This is a genomic window from Polyangium jinanense (assembly GCF_028435365.1).
Window position 1 is genome coordinate 99,918 of record NZ_JAGTJJ010000029.1, and the last position, 23,953, is coordinate 123,870.

Here is a 23,953-nt window from a genome sequence, read left to right on the forward strand (position 1 = left end):
TCCGAGGCGGTCTTCGTGCCCCCGCCGTGTGTGGAAAAAGATACAGGCTTTTCCGTACGTCAGCGGGTCGGGCTCGTGGTCTCGATGCGCAACCTTTTGCCGGTTCGACGTCGGTTTCCGTTAGCATGGTCGATCGTATGGATCTGGCTCCGGGCTCAATCATCGCGGGACGGTACCGGGTCGACGCGCGTGTCGGCGCGGGCGGCATGGGCGAGGTGTGGGCCGGTGAGCACCTCGCGATCGGCATGAAAGTGGCGATCAAGACGCTGCTCGCCGCCGCTGCCTACGATCGCGAGGTGGTCGCGCGTTTCCGCCGCGAGGCAAACCTGCTCGGCCGCATCCGGAGCGATCACGTCGCGCGCGTCGTCGACTTCGTCGAGGATCCGAGCGTCGGACTCGTGCTCGTCATGGAGTACATCGAGGGCCAGCCGCTCTCGAAGGTGCTGCAGCAGCGAAGGCTCTCCGTCGAGGAGGCGATCGACGTGGGCTGTCACGTGGTCGACGCACTCGGCGATCTGCACCGCGCGCACGTGATCCACCGCGACATGAAGCCCGGCAACATCATGATGGAGCCGCAGCCGAACGGCAGGACGCGCGCGATCATCGTGGACTTCGGCATGGGCCGCATCGAGTCCGGCGCAGGCGAAGACCTCGAGCAGACGAACCTGACGCGCGCAGACATGGCGCTCGGGACCCTCGAGTACATGGCGCCCGAGCAGATCCTGAACTCGCGCGACGTGACCGCAGCCTCGGATCTCTACGCAGTCGGAGCCATGCTCTACCGCGCGATCGCAGGGCGCCACATCTTCGGCGACGCGCAAGACGCGGAGCTCGCGCGCGCCAAGCTGATGACGGACGCCCCGCCGCTGCAGACAGGGCGAAACGATCGAATCTCGCAAGGGTTCGTCAACGTGGTGATGCGCGCGGTGCAGCGCCGGCCGCAGACGCGCTACCAGAAGGCCGAGGACATGCTGAACGAGCTGCGCGCGCTGCAAGACGCAGTGCGCGCAGCGGCCTTCGAGAGCAGCGCGGCGCGGCATCTGCTCGGGCCGACGAGCATCCCGAACGCGCGGCCCTCGCAGACGTCGTACCCGGGATACGCCGCGACGCAGACGCCGCTGCCGTACGCGCAGCAGCAACCGCCGGTGCAAGCTCCGCAAGCGATGATGCAAGCGCAGGATCGGCCCTCGCTGCCGGGCGGGCCGATCTCGCGGCCAAGCATGAGCGGCCCCGCGCCCATGTCGGTCCCCGCAGCCTCTCCGCGTCGTGGCATGTCACCCGCGGCCGTCGTGGGCCTCGTGTTCATCGCGCTCGCAGCAGGCGTGGCCGGAGCCGCCGCGTTTTTCCTGAACGCGAGGCCCCCCGAGCCAGCCCTTTCCACGGCAGCCGCCACGCCGTCGCAAGCGCCCGTGCCAAGCGCGACCCCCACGCCGACGCCGCAAGCCCCCGCGCCGTCCGCAGCCGCGCCAGCGCCAGGCGCCGAAGGCGATGGTATCGACGTCGAGCCCGCCGCGACCGCGCCGCAGCAAGCGCCGAGCCAGAAGCCCGCGGCGACGCTCGGGAGCGGCGCGTCGTCCGCGAAGCCGTTCGGCACAGGCACGGCGAAGGCGCCCGCGTCGACGGGCACGGCGCCGAAGGTCGGCAATATCAACTTCCCCTGAGAGGGGCTCGACAGGAGCGTGGCGCCGGGGCGCTGCCCCCGGACCCCGCGGGGGCTATCCGCCCCTCGACCCGGACCAGGGCAAGCCCTGGACTCGGGGTGGAAGAACTGCGCATCGCGCAGTTCTTCCAACGGGCCCGTTGGACCGCGTTGCCAGTCGAGAGGGCAGCGCGGCTGTCTCGGTTGGCAGGATCGTCGCCGGTCTTGACTCGGCCTGTTCGATGAACTGCGCGAAGCGCAGTTCATCGACCCCGGGTCCAGCCCCTGGCTGGTCCGGGTCCAGGGGCGGATAGCCCCGGTGGGGCCTGGGGCAACGCCCCAGCGCAGCGGCATCCGCGACGCGGTCGATCGTTCAGTTGCCGTCGTTCGAGCAGGCCAGGAACTGCATGCCGCAGCCGTTCGAGGAGTTGTCGAGCAGGCAGTTCTCGCAGTCGGATGCGGGGACCTGGTTCGACATGCACGCCTCGCCGCACACCGACGCGCAGGCGCCGAGGCACTTGCAGTCGGTGAAGGCCTCGTAGAGCGGGACGGACGCGGGGCAGAGCTCGGGCGGCATCTCGTCGAGCAAGAACTGCTTGCACGACGCGCACGTCGAGCCGCCGCCGGCTCCGCCCACGCCGCCAGTGCCGGCCACGCCGCCGCCTCCGCTGGCTCCGCCGACCCCGCCGAAGCCGCCGACGCCCACGGCAACCGAGGGCCCGGGCACGCCTGGTTCGGGGGAGCAGGTCGCGAAGTTCGAGCTGTCCTCGGTCACGTCGTAACAGCACGTGTCGCCCTCGAACGCGCCCTCGCTGTCGACCGAGGAGATGCTGCTCGAGCAGAAATCACCCTGGAAGAAATCGAGCGCCTCGCCCTGCGAGGGGCAGGAGCCTTCGAGCTCGGTCCAGTAGAAACAGGCGCGATCGGTCCCGCATCCAGAGCTCGACACCGTGAGGAGCAAGCCGGTCGCGAGTGCGAGCGAGAGGAGGGGGAGCGGCAGCGAAGAAAAAGAAAAGAAGCGCGGGTATCGCATGCCGTCCAGCGTGGCGCCTCGCGCTCGAAAATTCAATCGTGGCGCGGGGGAGGTTCGCGCCCATTCCGCCTAGCGGTGTTCCCTCGTTACGTGGAGCTCAGCGCAGCGGGGCCGGCCGGCTCTCGGGCGGCGAGGCGAAGAAGCGGAGCAAGCGCTCGGCGAGCACCTCGGGCGCGGTCCAGTGCATCATGTGGCCGGCTTCGGGCAGATCGACGTGCAGCGTGCTCGGGATGCACGCAAGCCGCTCGGCCTCGTCGGGCAACCGCAGGCCGTTGACGCCGCCGCTCACATAAAGCGTGGGCGCCGTGATGCGGCGGAGGAAGCACTTGAAGGACTCGAGGTGGAACGGGACCGGCGCCGTCGTGCGGTGCATGGCATCGTAGGCCCAGGACAAACGGCCCGAGTGGGTGCGCGTGAGCAGGCGCGCGCGGCTCTCGAGGATCGCGCGCGGGACCTGCGGGTGCCTGCGCGCGAGGCGATCGAGGGCCTCGTCGAAGGAGCCGACGGGGCGCGGGGTGCGATCGAGCGAGCGCATGTCGTCGAGCCAGGTGCGCATGCGATCGACGGCCGTGCTCGGTTCGGAGGCGGGCGCGCCGAGGCCTTCGAGCAGGACGAGCTGATCGACGCGCTGAGGCCTCGCGCCGGCGAAGAGCGCGGCGATCGTGCCGCCCATCGAGTGACCCACGAGCGCGAGGCGCTTCGGCGCGAGGATGTCGAGCAGCGACGAGAGGTCACTGACGTAGTCGGGGAAGTGGTAGTAGCCGCCTGCGCCGACGGAGTCGCTCTCGCCGAACCCGCGAAGATCGGGCGCGAGGACGTCGTGGCCGGCGCGCGCGAGGGGCTCGGCCACGAGATCCCACGTGGCACCCGAGTCCAGGTATCCGTGGAGAAGCAGAACCGTCAGGCCGCTCGGACGAGCGCTGGCGGGCTGAAAACGATGGATGTAGAGGCGGATTCCATTGACGAAGACGAGGCCCGACCCGCTCTGCACCATGCCACCCTTAGCAGGGATGCCGCGGCGCGGATAGTTCTGCTAGCGTCCCGGCCCGGAGGCCGGTCGATGGCTGCAGAAGGCGGCAATGGCAAGGGCGCGGTAGGGCCGAGCGGAGTGCGGACGTACCCCGATTTTTCGGCGCCCACTGTGGACAAGGTGATGGTCGAGGAGCGCGCGGCGGCTCTCGGCAAGCGCAGCATCAAGAAGGAGGCGAAGGTCGCGGGACTCTTGCTCTCCATCGCGATGATGGATCTCACGACCCTCGAAGGGAAGGACTCGCCGGGCAAGGTGACGCAGCTCTGCCAGAAGGCGATGCGGCCCTACGCCTCGCCCGAGGTACCGCCGTGCGCCGCGATCTGCGTGTACCCGAAGCTCGTGCCCGTGGCGAAGCAAGCGCTCGCCGGATCGAGCGTGAAGGTCGCGAGCGTGGCGACGGCGTTCCCGAGCGGGCTCTCGGCGCTCGACGTGAAGCTCGACGACGTGCGGCGCGCGGTCGCGTGGGGCGCCGACGAGATCGACATGGTGATCGATCGCGGCGCGCTGCTCGCCGGGGAGAAGACGCGCATCTTCGACGAGATCGCGGCGACGAAAGAGGCGTGCGGAGCGGCGCACCTCAAGGTGATTCTGGAGACGGGAGAGCTCGGCACGTACGACCTCGTGCGTGAGGCGAGCCAGATCGCGATGCTCGCGGGCGCGGACTTCATCAAGACGTCGACGGGCAAGGTCACGCCGGCGGCGACGCCCGCGGTCACGCTCGTGATGCTGGAGGCGATCCGCGACTTCTTCTACGCGACGGGCAAGCGCATCGGCATGAAGCCGGCGGGCGGGATCCGCACGGCGAAGCAGGCGCTCCATTACCTGGTGCTCGTGAAGGAGACGCTCGGGGACGCCTGGCTCACGCCGGATCTCTTCCGCCTCGGCGCATCCACGTTGCTCAACGACGTGCTCATGCAGCTCGAGAAAGAGCGCACGGGCGCCTACCAGTCAGGCGATTACTTCAGCAAGGACTGAGGAGACACGATGACCGCCAAGGAAACGATCGCCTCTGCGACGAACGGCGAGACCCACGCGGCCCCGTCGTCGCCCGCTCGCCCAACGCATGGAGCCGCGCTCGAGTTCGGCAAGGCGTGGACCTACGCGCCCGCGCCCGAGGCCGCCGATCACGTGCGGATCGATCCGCGTTACGAGCTCTTCATCGGCGGCAAGTGGGTCGCGCCGTCGTCGGGCAAGTATTTCGACACCGTGAGCCCCTCGACCGAGCAGAAGCTCGCCGAGGTCGCCGAAGCCAACGAGCGTGACGTCGACCTCGCCGTCAAGGCTGCGCGAGCTGGGTATGAAAGGTACTGGTCGAAGCTCTCCGGGATCGAGCGCGGCAAGTACATCTACCGCATCGCGCGGGTGATCCAGGAGAAGGCGCGCGAGCTCGCCATCGTGGAGACGATGGACGGCGGCAAGCCCATCAAGGAGTCGCGCGACGTCGATCTGCCGCTCGTGGCAGCGCACTTCTTCTATTACGCGGGCTGGGCCGACAAACTCGCGTACGCGTTCCCGGGTCGCTCGCCGCGCCCGCTCGGCGTGGCGGGGCAGGTGATCCCCTGGAACTTCCCGCTGCTCATGGCCGCGTGGAAGCTCGCGCCCGCGCTCGCCGCGGGCAACACGTGCGTGCTCAAGCCCGCGGAGACGACGCCGCTCACGGCGCTCTTGCTCGCGAAGATCATCGAGGAGTGTGATCTGCCGCCGGGCGTGGTGAACATCGTGACGGGCGCGGGCGCGACGGGCGCGGCGGTCGTCGCGCATCCGGACGTGGACAAGGTCGCGTTCACGGGATCGACGGACGTGGGCAAGCGGATCCAGAAGGCCCTGTCCGGCACGAAGAAGAAGCTCACGCTCGAGCTCGGCGGCAAAGCGGCGAACATCGTGTTCGCGGACGCGCCGCTCGATCAGGCGGTCGAGGGGATCATCTCGGGCATCTACTTCAACCAGGGGCACGTCTGCTGCGCGGGATCACGCCTGCTCGTGGAGGAGGGCGCATTCGAGCCGCTCCTGCAAAAGCTCCGTGATCGCATGCAGACGCTGCGCGTGGGGGATCCGCTCGACAAGAACACCGACGTCGGCGCGATCAACTCGAAGATGCAGCTCGACAAGATCCGCGAGCTCGTCGACGCGGGTGAGCGCGAAGGCGCCGAGCGGTTCTCGACGCCGTGCGAGTTGCCGACGCGCGGCTACTGGTTCGCGCCGACGCTCTTCACGGGCGTGTCGCAATCGCACCGCATCGCGCGCGAGGAGATCTTCGGGCCGGTGCTCGCCGTGATGACCTTCCGCACGCCCGACGAGGCGATCGAGAAGGCGAACAACACGATGTACGGCCTGAGCGCGGGCGTCTGGACGGACAAGGGCTCGAAGAGCTTCTGGGTCTCGCAGCGGCTGCGCGCCGGGGTCGTCTGGGCGAACACGTACAACAAGTTCGATCCGAGCTCTCCGTTCGGCGGTTACAAGGAGAGCGGCTTCGGCCGCGAAGGCGGCCGGCAAGGGCTCTTGCCGTATCTCGAGGTGGACTGATGGCGCGCGCGAAGGAGAGCAAGGTGAAGGACAACGAGCGCGCGCCTCTGCAGGACGACGTGAACGGGAGCGAGAACGGGTTCGTCTTGCCCGAACGCCTGCGGGTGAGAAAAGCCTACAAAATGTTGGTCGGCGGGCAGTTCGTTCGATCGGAGTCGGGCAGGTACATCCAGGTGGCGGATCCGATGAGCCTCGGAGGGACGAAAGAGAACGTGCCGTGGGCGTCCCGCAAGGACGTGCGCGACGCGGTCGTCGTGGCGCGCGGCGCGTGGGAGGGCTGGTCTGGCCGAACCGCGTACAACCGCGGGCAGATCCTCTACCGGCTCGCGGAGATGCTCGAAGCGCGGCAAGGCGAGCTCGCGCGCGCGCTCGAGCGCGGCGGGCTCGATGCGTCGCGGGCGGCGACCGAGACGGCGGCCGCGATCGATCGCGTGGTCTCGTACGCGGGCTGGGCGGACAAGTACCAGAGCTTGTTTTCGAGCCTGAATCCGGTCGCCGGGCCGCACTTCAACTTCACGGTGCCCGAGTCGATGGGCGTGGTCGGCGTCGTTTCGCCCGCGCGTCCGGCGCTCCTCGGGCTGCTCGGCGCGGTCCTGCCGATCATCACGGCGGGCAACACGGTCGTCGTGCTCGCGAGCGAGGAGGATCCGCGCACGGCGCTCGTGCTCGGCGAGGCGCTCGCGACGAGTGATCTGCCGGGTGGCGTGATCAACGTGCTCACCGGCCGCGCGGCCGAGCTGCTTCCGCACCTCGCGAAGCACATGGAGGTGGCGGCGCTCGATCTGCACGGCGTGACGCCGGAGCTCGCGCGCAAGGCGGAGGAGGCGGCCATCGTGAACGTGAAGCGCGTGCGGACGCGATCGATCGACGAGGCGGCCTGGTTCGACGCGGACGGCGCGACGAGCCCGCGCTGGATCGAGCGGTTCGTCGAGATGAAGACGATCTGGCATCCCTCGGGCGCGTAAGCGCAAACCTCCATCCACCGGCATCCCCACCAGCGCTGCGCCGACGCGATCCGAAGGGTTCCGCTTGCGCGGCGTGTCTTGCGTGCATGCGAGACACGCGGGGCCATGTGCGCGGGGGGGCTTGCGCCGGCGCAAACGCTGCCGGCTGCACTCGACGGACCCGCTTGAACGTGCGCAAGCGGGGTCAGCGCACACGTTTGGGTGCGCTTGCGCGCGCACAAGCGCATCCGTGACATGTGTTTGGGGTGTCTTGCATCGGCGCAAGGCACTCCAAACAGTCGCGAGGGCACTGCTTGCGTGGGTGCAAGGGACGTCGGCGACGCCCGAGGGGTCGATTTGCGTGCGTGCAAGACACGCCTCGCAGAGGAGGTGTGGGGTTTTGCGCCGTGGAGCCCTCGGTCGGGAGCCTGCACGCTGCGTTTTTGCGGGGGTGTTCAGCGGCTCTTGTCCGACGAGGGCGGAGGCTCGTCAGGACGTTCGTTGCGCTCGGCCGGCGAGGGGCTTGCCGCTGGGCGGGTGAACGGGCAAGGAACGACGAGGCGCATGTTCCAGTCGATCGAGATCGAACGGTTCCGTGGCTTTTCCCGCCTCACGCTGGAGGATCTCGGTCGCGTCAACCTCGTCGTTGGTGAGAACAACACGGGGAAGACGTCGCTGCTGGAGGCGATCACGCTGCTCGCGAATCCCATGCAGATGTTTGATCTGCATCGGTTGTATCGCATCGACCGCCACCAGGAGGCTGACGCACGGTTTTTCGATTGGGTGCCGCAGCATGGTGCTGGGGACGCTGCGGCCTGCCTTCGGGTGACGTCACCGAAATCCGAGCTGCGTGAGTTTACCATCGAGAGGGGCTTCCACTTCCAGCACAAGCTCGGTGAGGGTGAGCAAAGTGAGTTCTCATCCGACAAGCACCCGATCTTTGTACGCGGCAAGGGACCATTTCGACGTCTGCGTGCGCATGCGGTCTCCGTGCAGCACCGCGTGCCCGAAGCGCTGGTAGACGCCTTCGCGGCAGCAGTGCGAGCGCCCGAAGACGAGCGGCAGTTGGAGTCTCTGCTCGCCTCCGTCGATAAGCGCATCCGCTCGGTGCGGCTCGACGCTGCCTCTTCCAAGCCCTTCATCGCCGTCGACGTCGGCCTTCGTGAGCGCATCCCCCTCTCGCAGGCAGGGCAGGGCATCTACAGGCTCGTGGCGATCTTCTCGGAGCTGCTCGGCGGCAAGCCGGACATCTGCTTCATCGACGAGATCGAGAACGGCATCCACTACACCGCGCTCCCCACGGTCTGGAAGGGAATCGCCGAAGTCTCCGAGCGCCTCGGCATCCAGGTCTTCGCCACGACCCACTCCCGCGAGTGCCTCATCGCCGCGCACGAGTGTTTCGCTGCGCGAAACAGCTACGACTTCCGCGTGATCCAGCTCTATCGCATGGAAGGCGCGGCGGAAGGGCGCACCCTGGACCGCAAGCACATCGAAGCGGCCATCGCCGGGGACATCGAGCTTCGTTGAGACGGTGATGACAACCAAGAAACCGACGCTCGAAGCGTGCGATCGTGTCCTGATCGTCGAGGGCTACGGCGATCTCCTGTTCTACGCCGAGGCGCTCGAGGCGATCGGCAAGCTGGACGGCGTCTTCATCAAGGAGATGAACGGCAAGTCCGAGCTGACCACCAAGCTGGAGACGTTCCTGAGCCGGAAGCTCCTCGCCGCGAAGAAGTGCATTGGCGTGATCGTCGACGCGGACGCGGACCTTTCGGGTACGTGCCGTTCGCTTGAATCGGTGCTCACGAGGATCACGGGGCAGGCGGTCAGGCATGCCGACTGGACGCAGGGCACACCGAGCATCGGGCTCTTCGTCGTCTCCGGCGACGGTAACACCGGCGAGATCGAGTCCCTCGTCTGGCGAGCGTGGTCGAACGACCCCGAGAATGCTGGACCCAGGACGTGCGTCGAGACGTTCCTCGCCTGCATGGACGGCCAAGGTCATCGGGCAAAGAGCCCCGACAAGGGACGGATCAGCGCGCTCCTCTCGGTGCTCAGCGACGAGGACCCCCGGCTGGGCCCCGGCGCGAGGGATCGCGTCTTCGATTTCTCCCGTCCCGAGTTCCAGCCCCTCATCGACTTCCTCCGCCGCCTCTGAAGCGCTACACCCCGCCCGTGCGCGCTCTCTTCTTCGGCACCCCTGCCATCTCCGTCTTCGCGCTCGACGCGCTCCACGCGATCGCCGAGATCCCGCTCGTCGTTTGCCAGCCCGATCGACCTGCGGGTCGCGGCCTCGAACTCCGTGCGCCGCCGGTCAAGCAGCGCGCCCTCGAGCTCGGCCTGCGCGTCGAGCAACCGCTCAAGGTCAAAACACCGGAGTTCGCACGCCTCATCGCGGAGACGAACGCCGACGTCGCGCTCGTCATCGCGTACGGCCGCATCTTGCCCAAGGCCGTGCTCGAAGCGCCTCGCCGCGGCTGCATGAACCTGCACGCCTCGATCCTGCCCAAGTACCGCGGCGCGGCCCCGATCACGTGGGCGATCGTGAACGGCGAGCGCGAGACGGGCGTTTGCCTCATGCAGATGGACGAGGGCATGGACACGGGCCCCGTCTTCTCCACGCACCGAATCCCGATCGGCGAGGACATGACCGCCGACGAGCTTTACGTCGAGCTCGGCGAGCTCGCGGCGCGTGTCGTGCGTGAAGATCTTTTCCGCGCGGTATCCGGAGACCTCGTTGCGCGGGAACAGGATCACGCGGCGGCGACGATGGCGCCGATGCTCGAAAAGGAGCACGGCCGCATCGATTGGTCGAAGCCCGCACGCGCGGTGCACGATCACGTCCGCGGCATGACCTCGTGGCCCGGCGCGTTCACGACGTGCGCAGGCAAAGGGCTGAAGGTGCTCGCAACGAAGGTGGCCACCGAGCAAGGTGTGCGCGGCACGCCCGGCGAGATCATCGCCGCGGACAAATGGGGCGCGGAGGTCGCATGCGGCGCGGGCACGATCACGCTCGTGCGCGGGCAACTCGAAGGACGGAAAGTTCTGTCCGCGCAGGAGCTCGTCGCCGGTCGCGCCCTCGCGAAGGGCATGACCCTCGGCGCCTAGCCAGCGCGCTTCTTCCGCTTCTTCTTCGCCGGCTTCGGCTTCGGCTCGCCTTCGTCTTTCGTTCCGTCGCCGCCGCTCGGCGCCTTCGTCGCATCCGAAAGCTTCCCGGGATCGGCGCAGCAGCGGAAGCCCGTCTCGTAGAACGTGAACGACGGCTCGTGCGCGTCGTTCGTCCCGCGGCAGCCCGTCCACGGCTTCGCCCAGAACCCGCCCATCAGCGCGCCGGGGAATTTGCGTCCGGGCCGCGTCGCGACCCACTCCTCGACGTTGCCCATCATGTCGTAGATGCCGAACGGCGAGACGCAGCTGAGGTACGAGCCGCTCGTCGCACCTTGCCAGAGCTTCTCGAGCTCCTTCTTTTCGTCCTCGCCTCCGGCCGCGAGCGCCCGCGCGTCGAACGGCCGCCACGGCTTGTCGCTGTTGCATTGCGTCCGGTTCACCTGCCAGCCGTACGCGAGCGGCCTCCGCTCGCCGCCTTCGCAGGCGAGCTCCCACTCCTGCTCGGTGCAGACGCGTTTTCCGCGCTCGCCGCACCAGCGCTCGGCCATCCGGAACGACTGCATGACGAGCGGACGCGCGCCGCGCCGGTTCGGCGCCTCGAACTGATCCATGCAGACGCGGACGTCCGTCCGGGTCCCTTCCTCCCCCGTCAGACCCTCGAAATAAGCGAAGCAATGCGTCGTCTTCGCGTCCTTGCGGGGGTCTGTGCAGAGGTGCTGGACCTCGTCGGCGTGTGTGCCCGTGACCAGGCGCATGTCGCTCGGGCACTCGGGGTTCGGGCCTGGATCGAGCGAAGGCGCTGCGGGGACGTGCAGCAGGAAGGCAGCGAGGGACAACGTCGCGAGGACCGGATCGAGCAAGCGGCGGACTCCCGGGCGCATGGTACCCGCCCCGGACGGGGGCGCTAGCCGTGGCGGGCTCTTCAAAGCTCGGAGAAGACCCTACGGGACCCCCGTGGCTCCCGAGAGCGGATGAAATCTCCCGCAGAGCCCTGGCATGGCGCGTGCGTCGTGTCTACGTTGACCGCCGCCTCCGACACCCCGCTCGGGCGCAGCTTGCTCCACGGGGCTCGGGAGGACATCAAACCGATTGACGCTATTCGTGAGCTGGCCTCTGTAGGGTCCAGCAATTGCCGCCGATGCCGGTCGGAGCTGCTCCCGTCCCGGGTAGCTTCGCAGAGGAGATCGTCTCATGTCGGAAAAGAAAAACCCGCCGAGTCAGCCGCGTTCCGAGGAGGAGGTGGTCTTCGGCGACGAGCTCCCGGTCCTCCCCATCCGCAACGCCGTGCTGTTTCCGGGAGCGGTCGCGCCGTTCGACGTGGGCCGTGAGAAGAGCGTCGCCCTCGTCGAAGACGTCGACAACCTTCCCGGGCCGGTGATCGCGATCTTCGCGCAGAGGGATCCGTCGACGGACGATCCCGCGGCGGAGGATCTTTACCCGGTCGGTTGTGCGGCCCGCGTCCTCAAGGCGCTCAAGCACAGCTCCGGCAACTACTCGCTCATCCTCCAAGGCCTGACGCGGATCCGTCTCGAAGGCGTGGTCACGATGTCGCCGTACATGAAGGCGAAGATCCGTCGCATCGACGAGCCCGCGACGGAAGACGTCGAGGCCGAAGCGCTCGCGATGAGCCTGCGCGACATCGCCAAGCAGGTCATCCAGCTGATGCCCGAGCTGCCGCGCGAGGCGGGCTCGCTGATCGATTCGATCCAGGCGCCCGGCGCGCTCGCGGATCTCGTGGCGGCGAACCTCGACGCGCCCGTCGAGGAGAAGGCGCAGCTCATCGAGACCGTGGACGTGAAGGAGCGCATCCGGAAGGTTCTGCGCCTGCTCACGCGCCAGCTCGAGATCCTCAAGATGCGCGAGCGCATCAACTCCCAGATCAAGGAGGAGATGGGCAAGAACCAGCGCGAGTACGTGCTCCGCCAGCAGCTCAAGGCGATCAAGGAGGAGCTCGGCGAGGACGACGGCGATCAGGGCGATCTCGACGGCCTCGAGGATCGCATCGCGAAGGCGAACCTGCCCACGGAGGCGGAGACCGTCGCGAAGAAGCAGCTCAAGCGCCTGCGCACGATGCAGGTGGGTTCGGCCGAGTACACCGTGGTCCGGACGTACCTCGACTGGATCCTCGACATCCCGTGGACGCAGTCGACGACGGACAATCTCGACATCTCGGCGGTGCGCAAGGTCCTCGACGAGGATCACTACGGTCTCGAGAAGGTGAAGAAGCGCATCCTCGAGTACCTCGCGGTGCGCAAGCTGAAGCAGGACAAGAAGGGACCGATCCTCTGCCTGCTCGGGCCTCCCGGCGTCGGCAAGACCTCGCTCGGGCGCTCCATCGCGCGCGCGCTCGGTCGGAAGTTCCACCGCGTCTCGCTCGGCGGCGTGCACGACGAGGCGGCGATCCGCGGCCACCGGCGCACCTACGTCGGCGCGCTGCCCGGCCAGATCATCCAGGGCATGAAGAAGGCGAGCACCGTGAACCCGGTCTTCATGATGGATGAGGTCGACAAGATCGGGCACGACTTCCGCGGCGACCCGTCCGCGGCGTTGCTCGAGGTGCTCGACCCGGAGCAGAACAACACGTTCGCCGATCACTACCTCGAGATCCCGTACGACCTGTCGCACGTGATGTTCGTGGCCACGGCGAACACGGCCGACCCGATCCCGCCTCCGCTCCGCGACCGCATGGAGATCCTCGAGATCCCCGGCTACACGCGGCGTGAGAAGCTCGCGATCGCGCGGCAGCACCTCCTGCCGAAGCAGCTCTCGGATCACGGCCTCACGCAGGAGCAGCTCGAGATCACCGATCGTGCGCTCGAAGAGATCATCGATCGGTACACGCGCGAGGCGGGCGTCCGTTCGCTCGAGCGCCAGATCGCGAGCGTCATCCGCGGCGTGGCGGTGAAGGTCGCCGAGGGCGAGACGCAGAAGCGTCGCGTCGACAACGAGGACGACCTGCACGAGTTCCTCGGCGCGCCGAAGTACACGAGCGAGGTCGCCGAGCGCACGGCGGACACGGGCGTGGCGACGGGCCTCGCGTGGACGAGCGTGGGCGGCGAGATCCTCTTCATCGAGGCGACGCGCATGTACGGCACCGGCAAGCTCCAGCTCACGGGGCAGCTCGGCGACGTCATGAAGGAGAGCGCGCAGGCAGCGCTGTCGTTCGTCCGGACGAATGCCTTGAAGTACGGCATCCCGAAGGACTTCCTCGACAAGAGCGATCTGCACATCCACATCCCCGCGGGCGCGATGCCGAAGGACGGACCGAGCGCGGGCGTGACGATGTTCACCGCTCTCGTCTCGCTCCTGACGGGCCTCAAGGTCCGGCACGACGTCGCGATGACGGGCGAGATCACGCTGCGTGGTCGCGTCCTGCCGATCGGCGGCCTCAAGGAGAAGGTGCTCGCGGCGCACCGCGCGGGGATCAAGCGCATCATCGTCCCCGAGCGGAACCGCGCGGACCTCGAGGAGGTGCCGAAGGAGGTCGTCGACGAGCTGCAGTTCTTCTTCGTGAGCCGCATGGAGCAGGTGCTCGAAGCGGCCCTCGAGTCGATGCCGCAGCCTGTGCCGGAGGGGACCGAAGAGGCCCGCGACGGCGAGAAGAAGGACGCCGAGAAGCAACCGACGGCCAGCAGCAACTGACGCAGGTTTGTCGGCAATGAACATCGGGGGCGGTGCTCGCGCATCGCCCCCGATGTCTTTTTGTGGCGCCGATCCCCATGCTCGCCCGACGTTCGCGGAGCGGGAGACCCGCGGCGGACAAAAATGTTAGTGTGGCGGGCGGATGAAGCCCTGTCCCAGCTGTCAGTGGATGCTCAAGGACACGGACTCGGTCTGCAACATGTGCGGAGCGTCCGTGGGGGGTGGAGCAGGCGCACCGGCGCCGCCTCCGATGGGTGGAGCGGGGGCCTATGCGCCTCCGGGGCCCCCAGGGATGGGCGGCGGCTACCCCGCGCCTCCACCGAAGATCAACCCGGGCGGGATGGCGCCTCCGCCGCCCGTCACGCCCGGAGCCTATCCGCCGCCGCCCATGGCCGGAGGCGGGATGCCGGCCGCGAGCGCGTTCTCGTCGGCCGACGTGGACGACAGTCCCATGCGCTCGCCCTGGGCGCGCGAGGCGCCGAAGCCCGCGCCGCAACAGCCGATGGGCGCGCCGCCCGGGATGCCCGCGGCCCCGGGCTTCGGAGCGCCGCCCGCACCCGGCGGGATGCCGTTTGGCCAAGCGCCGCTCGGCGCGCCGCCGATGGGTGCGCCGCAGATGCCCGGCGCGCCTTCGTTCGGACAACCTCCGCCGATGGCGCAGCCGATGGGGCAGCCGATGGGGCAACCGATGGGGCAGCCGATGGGCCAGCCCGCGCCGACGTTCGGCAATCCAGGCATGTCCGCGCCGCCGATGGCAGTGCCGCAGATGGCGCCGCAGATGGCGCCGCAGATGGCGCCGCAGATGGCGCCGCAGATGGCGCCGCAGATGGCCGTGCCGCCGATGGTCCCGCAAGGCGGGATGGGCGCGATGCCCGCCGCGCCGCCGCGCCTGACGGGGCCGGGTCAGCTCGGCGGGGTCGCGCCGCCGCCGATGGTGGCGCCGCCGCCGATGATGTCGCCGGGCGGTCTGGGAGGCGGGCTCGGGCAGCCGCCGATGGTCGCGCCGCAGATGGTTTCGCCGGGCTCGTTGTCAGGGCCCGCGGCCGCGCCGCCGGGGGCGGTGACGCCGTCGGGGCAACGCGTGCTCGTCGGCTTCCTCGTGACGTTCCAGAACGATCCGGGCGGCAGCTTCTGGCCGATCCACAGCGGCCGCACGCAGCTCGGTCGGAGCGGCGGGGACAGCGGCGTGGACATCGCGGTCTCGGACGGCAGCACGTCGTCGCGCCACGCGACGATCCACGCGGATCCCGCGACGGGTCAGGCGTTCGTCGAGGACGACAACTCGCGCAACGGGACGTTCCTGAACGAGCAGAAGCTCGTGCCCGGCGATCGCCGCCAGCTCCGCGACAACGATCGGCTGCGCCTCGGCAGCACGACGTTCGTGGTCAAACTGCTCGTGTCCTAGAGAATTTTCCGGCGCGCGTGGGAGCAGGTTTCGCCCCCACGCGCGCCCTGCGTGTCTCAGGGCATGCCGCCCGCGCCGCCGGCACCACCGGCACCACCGGCACCACCGGCGCCACCTCCGCCCGCGTCAGGCATCGAGCATGCACCGGCGTCGACGTCAGCGCGGCACTTCTTCACGCCGTCCGCATCCAGCACGCAAGCAGAGCCGGAGCCGCAATCGTCGTGGATGATGCAGGTCTTGCACTCACCGCAGGCGTTGTTGCAGACGACGCCGCAGTCCACGTCGCCCTCGTCGGCGTCATGTTTTCCATTGCCGCAGTTCGGGTTCGGCCTGCACTTCAGGATCCCATCCAACTCGTCCTTCGCGCACGTGCGGGAAGCACAATCGGCGTTGATCGCGCACAACTTGCCCTCCGCGCAGCCCTTGCCGCAGATCGCGCCGCAGTCCACGTCGGTCTCGTCCGGGTCCTTCTGCGCGTTGGCGCACGTGGAAGACGCGCCCGGGACGCTGCACTCGAAGTACTCGACGACCACCGGCGGCTCGCCGCTCAGCGGATATTTCTCGTCGGTGGGCATGGGGATCATCGAAGGCGGGTAAACGACGCGGAACCGCACAAAGCCGTTCACGCCCACCGCGCCTGCGCTGGACAAGAGCTCCGCCCTCGGCATGAGCTGGTCGTAGTCCTGCTCGATCTGCTGGTCGCCGTCGCACTTGGCGAGCTGCAGGCGGTTGAAGCGATGCGTCTCGCCGTTCGGGCATTTCGTGTCGATGAGCTCGCGCTCCGTGATCGACGTGACGGAGAACGTGCCACCGCACGTCTGTGTCTCGCTGGAGCAATCCACGGCGCCGGCGTCACCCGTGCCGCCGTCCGGGATGGGCGGATTCGATTCGACGGAGATCGCGAACGCCCCGTCGTTGCCGACCGCGCCGGCACCGCACAACGTCGTGTCGGCGTTGATGATGGCGAACGAGGCGGTCTTGACGGGGAACTCCGCGATGTCGAGCGGCGGATCGAAGACGACCCTTCCGCCCGCCGCGCTGTCGAACACGCAGAGGTCGAGTTTGTCGCGCTTGAGGAACGTTCCGTGGCGCGGCGAAGGCTGGGCCGGATCGTTCGGCGGCGTATCGGCGTTGACGACCACGCCACACCGGTCCGTCACCTCCTGGGCGAACTTGCGGTAGCAGTTGTTGGTATCGCCGAGCCAGCCGCAGAGATCCTCGAGGTTGTCGGGGGGGCTGCAGGCGGCGAGGTACGCGCCGATGGCGGTCGGGATGGCGGTGAGAACAAAGGCGAGCCGGAAGCGCATGGATCGAGTTTACGTGAACGACACGCATCCGGACTACATCCGCGCGCGTCCTTCCCGTCTCGCGCGCCCACCGTGGGGGAGGGCGCTCCGCTCAGAGCTCGGTGTACGGACCCGGGACGCCATACACGTCGTCGGTGCCCGTGTACGCGAACATGCCCCAGCAAACGAGCTTGTGCTTGAGCGCGAAGGCGACCGACTCGGAGAGGCTCGTCTTCGGCGCCAGGACCGCGAGGTTCGACCGGCGCAGCCCCCACCAGCCCGGGCCGTGATCGAGCAGCGATTCCTGCAGATCCCGCGTGGCCGCGAAGTGGTCGTCGAGGACCGCGAGGCGCAGACGTACGAACTGCTGCGGCTCGCCCTCCTTCTTCTCGCCCGTGGGGAAGTCGAACCAGTAGAGGTTGTCACGCGCCTTCTTGGGCTCGATCTTGAGCCCCTGGGTCTCCAGGAAACGCGCAAAGTCCTCCGGCCCGAGCCGCTGCGTGACCGGGTGGGTGTCGAGCCCCTTGCAGACGTCGTCCTTGATGACGAAGCCGTTCAGCGAAATGCTGGGGTCCGCCTCGCCCTCCGGCGACGTCAGATGCTCATCCGGCGAGGGCAAATCGCTCGGATAGTCGATGCCAGCCTCGAGCCCGACGCAGCCAAAGCCGCCGAGCGCGAGGGCGAGGGATAGAAGGACACTACGTTCTGCGAGATACGTCACGGTGCACTCCCCAGGCGCCGCGCGAGCGACACCGGATCCTGGCATCATCTTGTCCGAAGCCGGCCCGATCATTCAACGGTCTCGGCGAGAAGGCCAAACTCATGAGCGATCATTTGGCCCCGCGACCAGGGTATCCTAAGTTAACCGTGATGAGGCCCGTCGACCTCTCTGCCCCCAAGCTCCGTTCTCTTCGCCGTCTGGCCGTCGTGCTGGGCGCGTTGACCCTGCCCATCGTCCCGCTCGGCTGCGGTGGCTCGCCCACGGCGCCCCAGCGCGACGACGTGTTCTACCTGCACGGCAGCGGGGTCATCGACAAGAACCAGAGCTACGAAGTCTACTTCCCGAAGCTCAACGCCGACGAAAACGAGCGCCTGCCGCGCCGTGTCGGCGTAGGGGTGCTCGACGGCGACGTGCGCTTCGCGCGCCCGATCGACTGGTACGTGCGCGACGCCGACTACGCGCCCGGTCAGCGCTTCATCTCGTATCAGTCGCCGCGCCAGTTCCTCTTCTCGATCTACGAGCGGATCGATCATCCCGAGGACACGTGGCCCGACGTGATGAAGCGCTACGAGCGCGACTGCGAGGACCAAGGCGCGCAGATCCTCGCGGGCCGGATGCCCGTGGCGACAGCGAACGCGCAAGCACGAAGCTACATCGTGAAGACGCGTGTGCCCGCGAAGCCAGCGTATCACTCGTACGCGCACGAAGTTTTGATCCGCAGCGGCAATCGCCTCCTGCTCGTGCAGGTCGTTCACGGCGAGAACATCGAGTCGGTCGCCGACGAGATGGCGACGGCGCTGCGAAGCATGCTCGTCTACTGACAAACTCCCACGCCCCCCCCGCCGCGCCGGGGCGCTGCCCCGGGCCCCGCGGGGGCTATCCGCCCCTCGACCCGGACCAGGGCAAGCCCTGGACTCGTGATGGAAGAACTGCGCTCCGCGCAGTTCTTCCAACGGGCCGGTTGAACCGCGTTGCCAGTCGAAAGGGCAGCGCGGCTGTCTTGGCTGGCAGGGTCGCCTTCGGTCTTGCCCTGGCCTGTTCGATGAACTGCGCATCGCGCAGTTCATCGACCCCGGGTCCAGCCCCTGGCTGGTCCGGGTCCAGGGGCGGACAGCCCCTGGTGGGGCCTGGGGCAACGCCCCAGCGCGGCGGGCTAGTACGGAAGCGGCGGCGGGTCGAGACGTTCTTCCTCTTCGTCGTCTCCCTGGCCGGTCTTCTGGGGTTTGTCGTTCAGCGGTACTTCGATCACGAAGTTTTGCCCGACGGGGCCGCCGAGCCACGTCGTTCGCGCCAGTGTCGACGCGCGCGGCGATGCGAGCTGGAAGCGCGGCGCGTCCTCCGTTGCCACGTGCAGCTCCAGCATCGCGTCACACGCGCCGCGCGTCAGCGTGTCGACTGCGGCCTTGAGGACCGATCGGTTCGAGCCGCCCGGCAAAAACGAGATGTACTCGTCGTACTTCAGCGGCCCGAGCTTGATCTTGAACCGGCCTGTCCCGTCGTAGACCCATCGGCCGATCGTCAGGCTCTCGCCGAGCTGATGGTTCGCCACGCCCATCTTGTTGCGCAGCGGCTTCTCCAGCAGCGTCCAGTGCCCGACGAACTGCTCGATGTCTACGCCCATGCTGCCGAAGATGTCCTTCAGCACCACCTCGAGCCCACGCGCGCTCCTCGACTTCGTCGCGAGCAGCGGCGCGTAGCGCAGGTACAGGAACCGGTGCAGCGGGCTCTTGTGCTCGCGGAATCCATCGACGCCCGCCGCGCAGAGCAGGCGCCGCGTGAACGGATCGTCGCCCTTCTTCCGGTAGCCGACCGAGTGCCGGTACTTCGTGAACGCCCGGTAAAACAGCGACAGCAGGCGATGGTTGAAGACGTCGAGGAACTCGCGCTTCGGCTGCGGACCGCCCTGGTAGTCCTCCTGCGCGAGATCTTCGACGTAGTACGTCGGCAGCGGCGAGACCGAGCCGTAGAGCCCGAGGAAGCCCGCTGTGATGCGTGCGCGCTCGACCTCGTCCGGGTACTTCGTCGACTTCAGCTCGCTGACGTCGGTCGACGCGAAGATCAGGCTCGTGTCCCCGCGCAGGCGGATGCGCTCCGTCGCGACGGGCCCGAGCTGGCCCACGGGTGCGCTGCCCGGGAAGAGGCGTTCGAGGATGTAGACGAGCCGAAAGAACGAGTAGCGACGCGCGCTGTGCTCGAGCTCGGCCATCTTGGCCGCGATCATGGCCTTCGCCTGCCGCTCCGGATCGGGCGACGGCGCGAATGCCGCGTCGGGTTTGCCCCCGCCGCTCAGATCAGGTTCAGGCTGCCGCTCTTCGGCTCCCATCGATAAACCACGCGCGTATTGGTGCCGGTGACGCTCAGCTGCGTGAAGGAGTTGAGCGAGACGTACGCCGCGAGCATCTCGTTCAGGATGCTCGCGAAGAGATACATCTCGCCTTCACCCGCGAAGCCCCCTTCGTCGAGCTCGACTTCCGTCGCCACGCCGCGCACGGGTGCGCCGCGGTAGAGCCGATCCGTGGGGCGGACGCGGATCGACTTGATCGCCTGCATGCGGAGCTGGTTCGCCCGCGCCGCCTGACGATCGACGAGCGCGGGGAAGTTGTAGATCTCGAGGACGGATCGGAGCACGTCGAGCTCCGTGATCGAGCGATAACTCATCGCCATGTGCGAGAGCACGCGCCACTGAAGCTCGCGGCCCATCGGCGGAGGCAAGGGCGCGGTCACGCCCGTGACGTTCGTGAAGCTCGCGACCGCCGGCGATGTCGCTGTCGGCACGCGCAGATCGCCGACCTTGAGCTGCGCCGGCAAGCGCCGGTTCGTGCACGTCGCCTCGATGCTGATGACGTCGAACTCCGGGATCGCCGCGCCGTCCTGCGCCGAGCCGAACGAGACGTAGATGTCCACGCCGTCGCCGATCGCCGCGGGCTTGATGTGCGTCTGGTAAAAGACGCCGCGCGACGACGCCTCCGGATCGAGCTCGTGCTCGAACGAGAAAAACGGCGGGATCTTCACGCGCTGGCTCGTGCGCCGCGCGATGCCGATCACGTTCTCGATGCTGTAGAGCTCGTACGCGACCGGCGTCGAACCCGCGGGGCGCGCGAGGTACTCGTACTTGCTCGGATCAGGCTTGATCGGATCACTCGAGTGCTCGAAGAGGTTCACGACCGGCGAACAGAAGAGCCGGAAGTTCTCCTTCGACAGACGCGTCCCCGCGGGCAGACCGTCCTTGAACTGGATCAGGATCGCGAACCTGTCCGAGAGTTTGTCCGCGGGCATCGCTTCGAGCCCCTGGATCTCGAAGAACGCGAACTTCTGCGGGAGCGTGAAGTACTCCTGGAGCAGCCGGAACCCCGCGTAGACCGTGGGCGGGTAAGGGATCAGCGCCTCGTCCTCGTCGAACCCGACGAGTTTTACGTTGCGCGCAGGCAAGGTCGCGAGCGTCGTGTCGCGGCCGGCGGCGTCGACCGAGCAGAGCGCGACGGAGTCGACGTGCGCGCCGAGCCAGACGCGCACGTCGTCCTGGAGCCTGCGCTCGCCGTGGATGTAGAAGCGGATCCGCGAGAGCGCGAGCGCCGCGAGCGCCGCGCCGCCCGTCACCTTCACCTCGATCCGCAAGGACTGCGCGAGCTGCGCGCCCGTCTCGACGCGCACGTCCTCCACCGTGAGGGGCAAAAGCTCCACGTCCTGCGTCGTGCGGAATCGACACGAAACACCGTCGACGGGCACCGAGCCGACCTCGGCGTGCCGCGCGACGATGAGTTTTTCGCGCACCACGTTCGGCAGCGGCGTGAACTCCACGATCGACGTCGCCGGGATCTGCCTGAGGTAGTGCGGGAAGAGCAGCGACGCGACCGAGTGGATGACTTCGGGCAGCTCGTCGTCGAGCTTCTGCCGGATCTTCCCTGTCAGGAACGCGACGCCTTCGAGCAATCGCTCGACGTCCGGATCTGCCCCGCGCTCGGCGAGCATCGGCGCGATCGCGGGGTACGCCTGCGCGAACTCGCGCCCGAGCTCGCGCAGGTAGGATAGCTCGTCCTGGTAGTACTTGTTGAACATGGGGCCCGACGCCGAACAGTCGACCGTTCCGGAGAGACAGTGTCAACGATCGTGAAGAGGTTCGCGCCTCCGCGAACCGATCAGCCGACCTTGACGTTGCCGCTCTGATCCACCGAGGTGCTGAAACGGAGCCCCGTACGCCGTCCGTCCGGGTAGTGAAGCTGCCCCGTGATCTCGAACTCGAGGTACATGGTCCCCATGACCTCGTTCTTGATGTGCCGCACCTGCACGTTCTTCAGCCGCGGTTCGTACTGCTGAATGCTGTTCTTGATGGCGCGCTGCACGATGCCGACCGCGTCGGGGAAGTCGTGCAGCATCTCCGACACCTCGATCAGCCCATAATCCGGGCAGGTCAGCGAGCTACCCTGCCGCGTGTTCAGCATCCGCGAGAGGTGCGTGATCACCGCCTGCTCGAGATCCTGATCCTTCCACGTGTGCCTCTCCAGCGAGTGCGGGTTGGCGGCGTGGGCGATGCGCGTGAGCAGCGAGGCTGCCATGCTGACCATTCTACCCGTCGCCCCGCTCGACCAGAAGCCCCGAATCCCCGCGCCGCGCTTCCCCCTCGAAACGGCTCGCCGGCATTGTATCAAAGGTCACCTGCCTTCGCGGTGGGGGAGCGTTGTCGGGGTTCGGGCCGTGGATCGTGCGCGGGGAGGCCACAGGGAATTTTCGTGGCAGGCGCCTTGCGTGATACGAAATGAGGCGTGAAGCCGTCTCTTCAAGACCGCCGGAACCAAGCGAAAACGGCGCGCCGCGGGAGCCTCGCCGCGCTGGCGCTGGGGATCGCCTCCACGATGGGCTGCGGCGCTGCGCCCGAGCAGCCGCACCTCGAGGCCAAGACGCGCGAGCAGACGCCGATCGCGGTGTGCACGCAGAAGCTCTCACCGCTGCGCGGGGGTCGCGGCAAGGCCGTGGTGCGCACGCTCGAGGCCGATCAGTGGGCCGAGATCGCGTTCCCCGGGTTCAACGCGGAGAAGGGGTTGAACCCGACCGACGTCGACTGCACCGGCCACTACGCCTTCGCGAACGAGTCGCTCCGCGGCGGCATCTCGGAGAAGGGCTGGCCGCGCAAGCTCGACGTCGAGGAGGTCGACGTCCGCTCCGGCCCGAACGGCCTGCGCACGCTCTGGTTCCGCGTGCTCAAGTTCGAGAACGGCGACGAAGGCGGCCCGATCATCCTCGCCCGCGCGGTCGACGATCGCGCCGAGATCTACGCGATCGGTAGCTTCCGCGGTCCCGCGAAATCGCAGATCACGCCGGTTCGTCTCGGCGACGACAACCTCGTCGTGGCGGAAGCGAAGCGTTGTCCCGATCCGGATGACTGCCGCAAACAGGCGCACATGTTCCTCGCGCGCCGCGGGCGTTTGATCGAGGCGGCGAAGGTCGACATCGAGCGCGTGCAGGTGCTCCCGTCGGTCACCGAGCGCGGGCTTTATGCGCGGTACCAGCTTCGAACGGACGTCAGCTACAAGCCGAACGGGATCCAGCTCCTCGAGCAGGTGAAGGTGAGCATCATCCACTACGAGGATCCGAACCGGGACAGCGACCGCGCGCTGCGCAAGGTCGAGTTCTCGCGTTTCCTCAAGGTGGAGCGCGACGCCCTGTTCTCCTCGAACGACCCGCTCTGGGAGCGCGTCGTCGGTCAGGATTGATCAAGAGGGTGCGGCCTCGATGGGCCGCACCCTACGTCCCTCACTCCGTTTCACTTCATTCGGGACTACCCGGCGTAGGTGCCGCTGGTTCGCTGGGTAGGGTAGCGGCAAAGCCGGGACGTTGGTGCTCCGAAGGTTGGAGCACCAACGTCATGCTGCTTCACCAGCAGAAGATCGCGTTGCCGTAGCCGCAGGAGGGGCGCTGGAGGAGCGCGTAGGCTCCGCCGACGAGCAGGCCGGTGAAGAAGCCCGCGAAGGTGCCGGCGATGATCTGGTTCGAGGTCTCGTAGGGGAGGGTCTGCGTGCCGAACTCGTCGACCGCGGGCGACTCCACGCCGCGGCCGACCGACGTCAAGATCGAGGCCACGAGCGGGACGCCGATGTTCCCGATGAACGAGCCCGCGTTGAAGCGGCCCTTCGAGTACTTGATCGTGTCGACGAGGAAGATGCCCGTGCCGACGCCCGTCGCGCCCCACGACGCGAAGGCGTGTGTCGAGGGCCCGCCGAACGTCTCGCAGCCCGAGTCCGTGTTCGCGACGAGCGTCTGATCCACGGAGCAGCCGGGGCGCGGATATTGGAGCGCGTTCCGGATGGGGCCATCGACGAGGAACGTCGCGGCGGCCATGGTCATCGCGGGGGCGAACATCGAGAAGTGCCAGCGGCCCTTCCAGCCGACCGTCGCTTCCGGGTCGCTGTAGTACACGCGCGGCATGAGAAAGACCGTGCCGGCGCCGACGCCGAGCATGGCGTGGCTCACCGTGCCCCACGTCTCGTCGCGCGGGGCGATGGCCGGGACGCCGGTGGTCTGGGCAGATGCCTCCGTGGAGTAGGCGAAGGAGGCTGAGACGAGGCCCAACGTGGCCAGAACGATCTCCCTGATACGCATTCGGATGAGCCTTCCGTATCCGCGCCCC

The 23,953-nt window shown here is 68.0% G+C and carries 20 protein-coding genes; 11 read left to right on the top strand and 9 right to left on the bottom strand.

What is annotated here, in order from left to right; genetic code table 11:
* Positions 1-137: 137 nt before the first annotated feature.
* Positions 138-1,661 (top strand): serine/threonine-protein kinase, encoded by a 1,524-nt coding sequence (locus KEG57_RS34020; protein WP_272421610.1) that lies wholly within the window; start codon positions 138-140, stop codon positions 1,659-1,661.
* A 351-nt stretch (positions 1,662-2,012) separates the two neighbouring features.
* Here KEG57_RS34020 and KEG57_RS34025 read toward each other — a convergent pair whose 3' ends face one another.
* Positions 2,013-2,672: a hypothetical protein gene (locus KEG57_RS34025; protein ID WP_272421611.1), complete on the bottom strand. Its 660-nt coding sequence runs from the start codon at positions 2,670-2,672 to the stop codon at positions 2,013-2,015.
* 97 nt (positions 2,673-2,769) lie between these two features.
* Entirely contained in the window at positions 2,770-3,666 is an 897-nt protein-coding gene (locus KEG57_RS34030) for an alpha/beta fold hydrolase (RefSeq protein ID WP_272421612.1), read from the bottom strand.
* A 66-nt stretch (positions 3,667-3,732) separates the two neighbouring features.
* On the opposite strand from KEG57_RS34030, the gene deoC reads away from it, so the two are divergent.
* The 6 genes from deoC to fmt all read left to right on the top strand — a co-directional run bounded on the left by deoC (position 3,733) and on the right by fmt (position 10,277).
* A complete protein-coding gene (gene deoC / locus KEG57_RS34035; protein ID WP_272421613.1) occupies positions 3,733-4,677 on the top strand; it encodes a deoxyribose-phosphate aldolase in 945 nt (314 codons plus the stop codon).
* 9 nt (positions 4,678-4,686) lie between these two features.
* Positions 4,687-6,225: an aldehyde dehydrogenase family protein gene (locus tag KEG57_RS34040; protein ID WP_272421614.1), complete on the top strand. Its 1,539-nt coding sequence runs from the start codon at positions 4,687-4,689 to the stop codon at positions 6,223-6,225.
* A complete protein-coding gene (locus KEG57_RS34045; RefSeq protein WP_272421615.1) occupies positions 6,225-7,190 on the top strand; it encodes an aldehyde dehydrogenase family protein in 966 nt (321 codons plus the stop codon). The genes KEG57_RS34040 and KEG57_RS34045 overlap by 1 nt, the downstream gene beginning before the upstream one ends.
* 543 nt (positions 7,191-7,733) lie before the next feature.
* On the top strand, positions 7,734-8,696 hold the full coding sequence (locus tag KEG57_RS34050; RefSeq protein ID WP_272421616.1) for an AAA family ATPase: 963 nt from the start codon (positions 7,734-7,736) through the stop codon (positions 8,694-8,696).
* 7 nt (positions 8,697-8,703) lie between these two features.
* Positions 8,704-9,327, top strand: coding sequence for a DUF3226 domain-containing protein (locus tag KEG57_RS34055; RefSeq protein WP_272421617.1), 624 nt, complete (start codon positions 8,704-8,706; stop codon positions 9,325-9,327).
* A gap of 17 nt (positions 9,328-9,344) precedes the next feature.
* On the top strand, positions 9,345-10,277 hold the full coding sequence (gene fmt / locus KEG57_RS34060) for a methionyl-tRNA formyltransferase (protein WP_272421618.1): 933 nt from the start codon (positions 9,345-9,347) through the stop codon (positions 10,275-10,277).
* On the opposite strand, the gene KEG57_RS34065 is transcribed toward fmt, so the two are convergent.
* A complete protein-coding gene (locus KEG57_RS34065; RefSeq protein WP_272421619.1) occupies positions 10,274-11,158 on the bottom strand; it encodes a formylglycine-generating enzyme family protein in 885 nt (294 codons plus the stop codon). The two genes, fmt and KEG57_RS34065, sit on opposite strands and share 4 nt — an antisense overlap.
* A 310-nt stretch (positions 11,159-11,468) precedes the next feature.
* Here KEG57_RS34065 and lon point away from each other — a divergent pair, with 310 nt between their 5' ends.
* Together lon and KEG57_RS34075 are read left to right on the top strand one after the other, a co-directional pair.
* Positions 11,469-13,919, top strand: coding sequence for an endopeptidase La (gene lon, locus KEG57_RS34070; RefSeq protein ID WP_272421620.1), 2,451 nt, complete (start codon positions 11,469-11,471; stop codon positions 13,917-13,919).
* 142 nt (positions 13,920-14,061) lie between these two features.
* Positions 14,062-15,324 (top strand): FHA domain-containing protein, encoded by a 1,263-nt coding sequence (locus KEG57_RS34075; protein WP_272459206.1) that lies wholly within the window; start codon positions 14,062-14,064, stop codon positions 15,322-15,324.
* Positions 15,325-15,380: 56 nt separating this feature from the next.
* On the opposite strand, the gene KEG57_RS34080 is transcribed toward KEG57_RS34075, so the two are convergent.
* Both KEG57_RS34080 and KEG57_RS34085 read right to left on the bottom strand, forming a co-directional pair.
* Positions 15,381-16,631, bottom strand: coding sequence for a hypothetical protein (locus KEG57_RS34080; protein ID WP_272459207.1), 1,251 nt, complete (start codon positions 16,629-16,631; stop codon positions 15,381-15,383).
* A 91-nt stretch (positions 16,632-16,722) separates the two neighbouring features.
* Positions 16,723-17,331 (bottom strand): hypothetical protein, encoded by a 609-nt coding sequence (locus KEG57_RS34085; protein WP_272421623.1) that lies wholly within the window; start codon positions 17,329-17,331, stop codon positions 16,723-16,725.
* 149 nt (positions 17,332-17,480) lie between these two features.
* Here KEG57_RS34085 and KEG57_RS34090 point away from each other — a divergent pair, with 149 nt between their 5' ends.
* Positions 17,481-18,152: a hypothetical protein gene (locus tag KEG57_RS34090; RefSeq protein WP_272459208.1), complete on the top strand. Its 672-nt coding sequence runs from the start codon at positions 17,481-17,483 to the stop codon at positions 18,150-18,152.
* A 332-nt stretch (positions 18,153-18,484) separates the two neighbouring features.
* Here the strand turns inward: KEG57_RS34090 and tssG are convergent, their stop codons facing one another.
* The 3 genes from tssG to tssE all read right to left on the bottom strand — a co-directional run bounded on the left by tssG (position 18,485) and on the right by tssE (position 21,884).
* Entirely contained in the window at positions 18,485-19,654 is a 1,170-nt protein-coding gene (gene tssG, locus KEG57_RS34095; protein ID WP_272421626.1) for a type VI secretion system baseplate subunit TssG, read from the bottom strand.
* Positions 19,618-21,387: a type VI secretion system baseplate subunit TssF gene (gene tssF / locus KEG57_RS34100; RefSeq protein ID WP_272421627.1), complete on the bottom strand. Its 1,770-nt coding sequence runs from the start codon at positions 21,385-21,387 to the stop codon at positions 19,618-19,620. Before tssF ends, tssG begins: the two co-directional genes overlap by 37 nt.
* Positions 21,388-21,467: 80 nt before the next feature.
* Positions 21,468-21,884 (bottom strand): type VI secretion system baseplate subunit TssE, encoded by a 417-nt coding sequence (gene tssE, locus KEG57_RS34105; RefSeq protein WP_272421628.1) that lies wholly within the window; start codon positions 21,882-21,884, stop codon positions 21,468-21,470.
* A gap of 207 nt (positions 21,885-22,091) precedes the next feature.
* On the opposite strand from tssE, the gene KEG57_RS34110 reads away from it, so the two are divergent.
* On the top strand, positions 22,092-23,039 hold the full coding sequence (locus tag KEG57_RS34110; protein ID WP_272421630.1) for a hypothetical protein: 948 nt from the start codon (positions 22,092-22,094) through the stop codon (positions 23,037-23,039).
* 160 nt (positions 23,040-23,199) lie between these two features.
* Here KEG57_RS34110 and KEG57_RS34115 read toward each other — a convergent pair whose 3' ends face one another.
* Positions 23,200-23,925, bottom strand: a complete 726-nt coding sequence (locus tag KEG57_RS34115) for a hypothetical protein (protein WP_272421631.1) — start codon at positions 23,923-23,925, stop codon at positions 23,200-23,202.
* Positions 23,926-23,953: the final 28 nt, after the last annotated feature.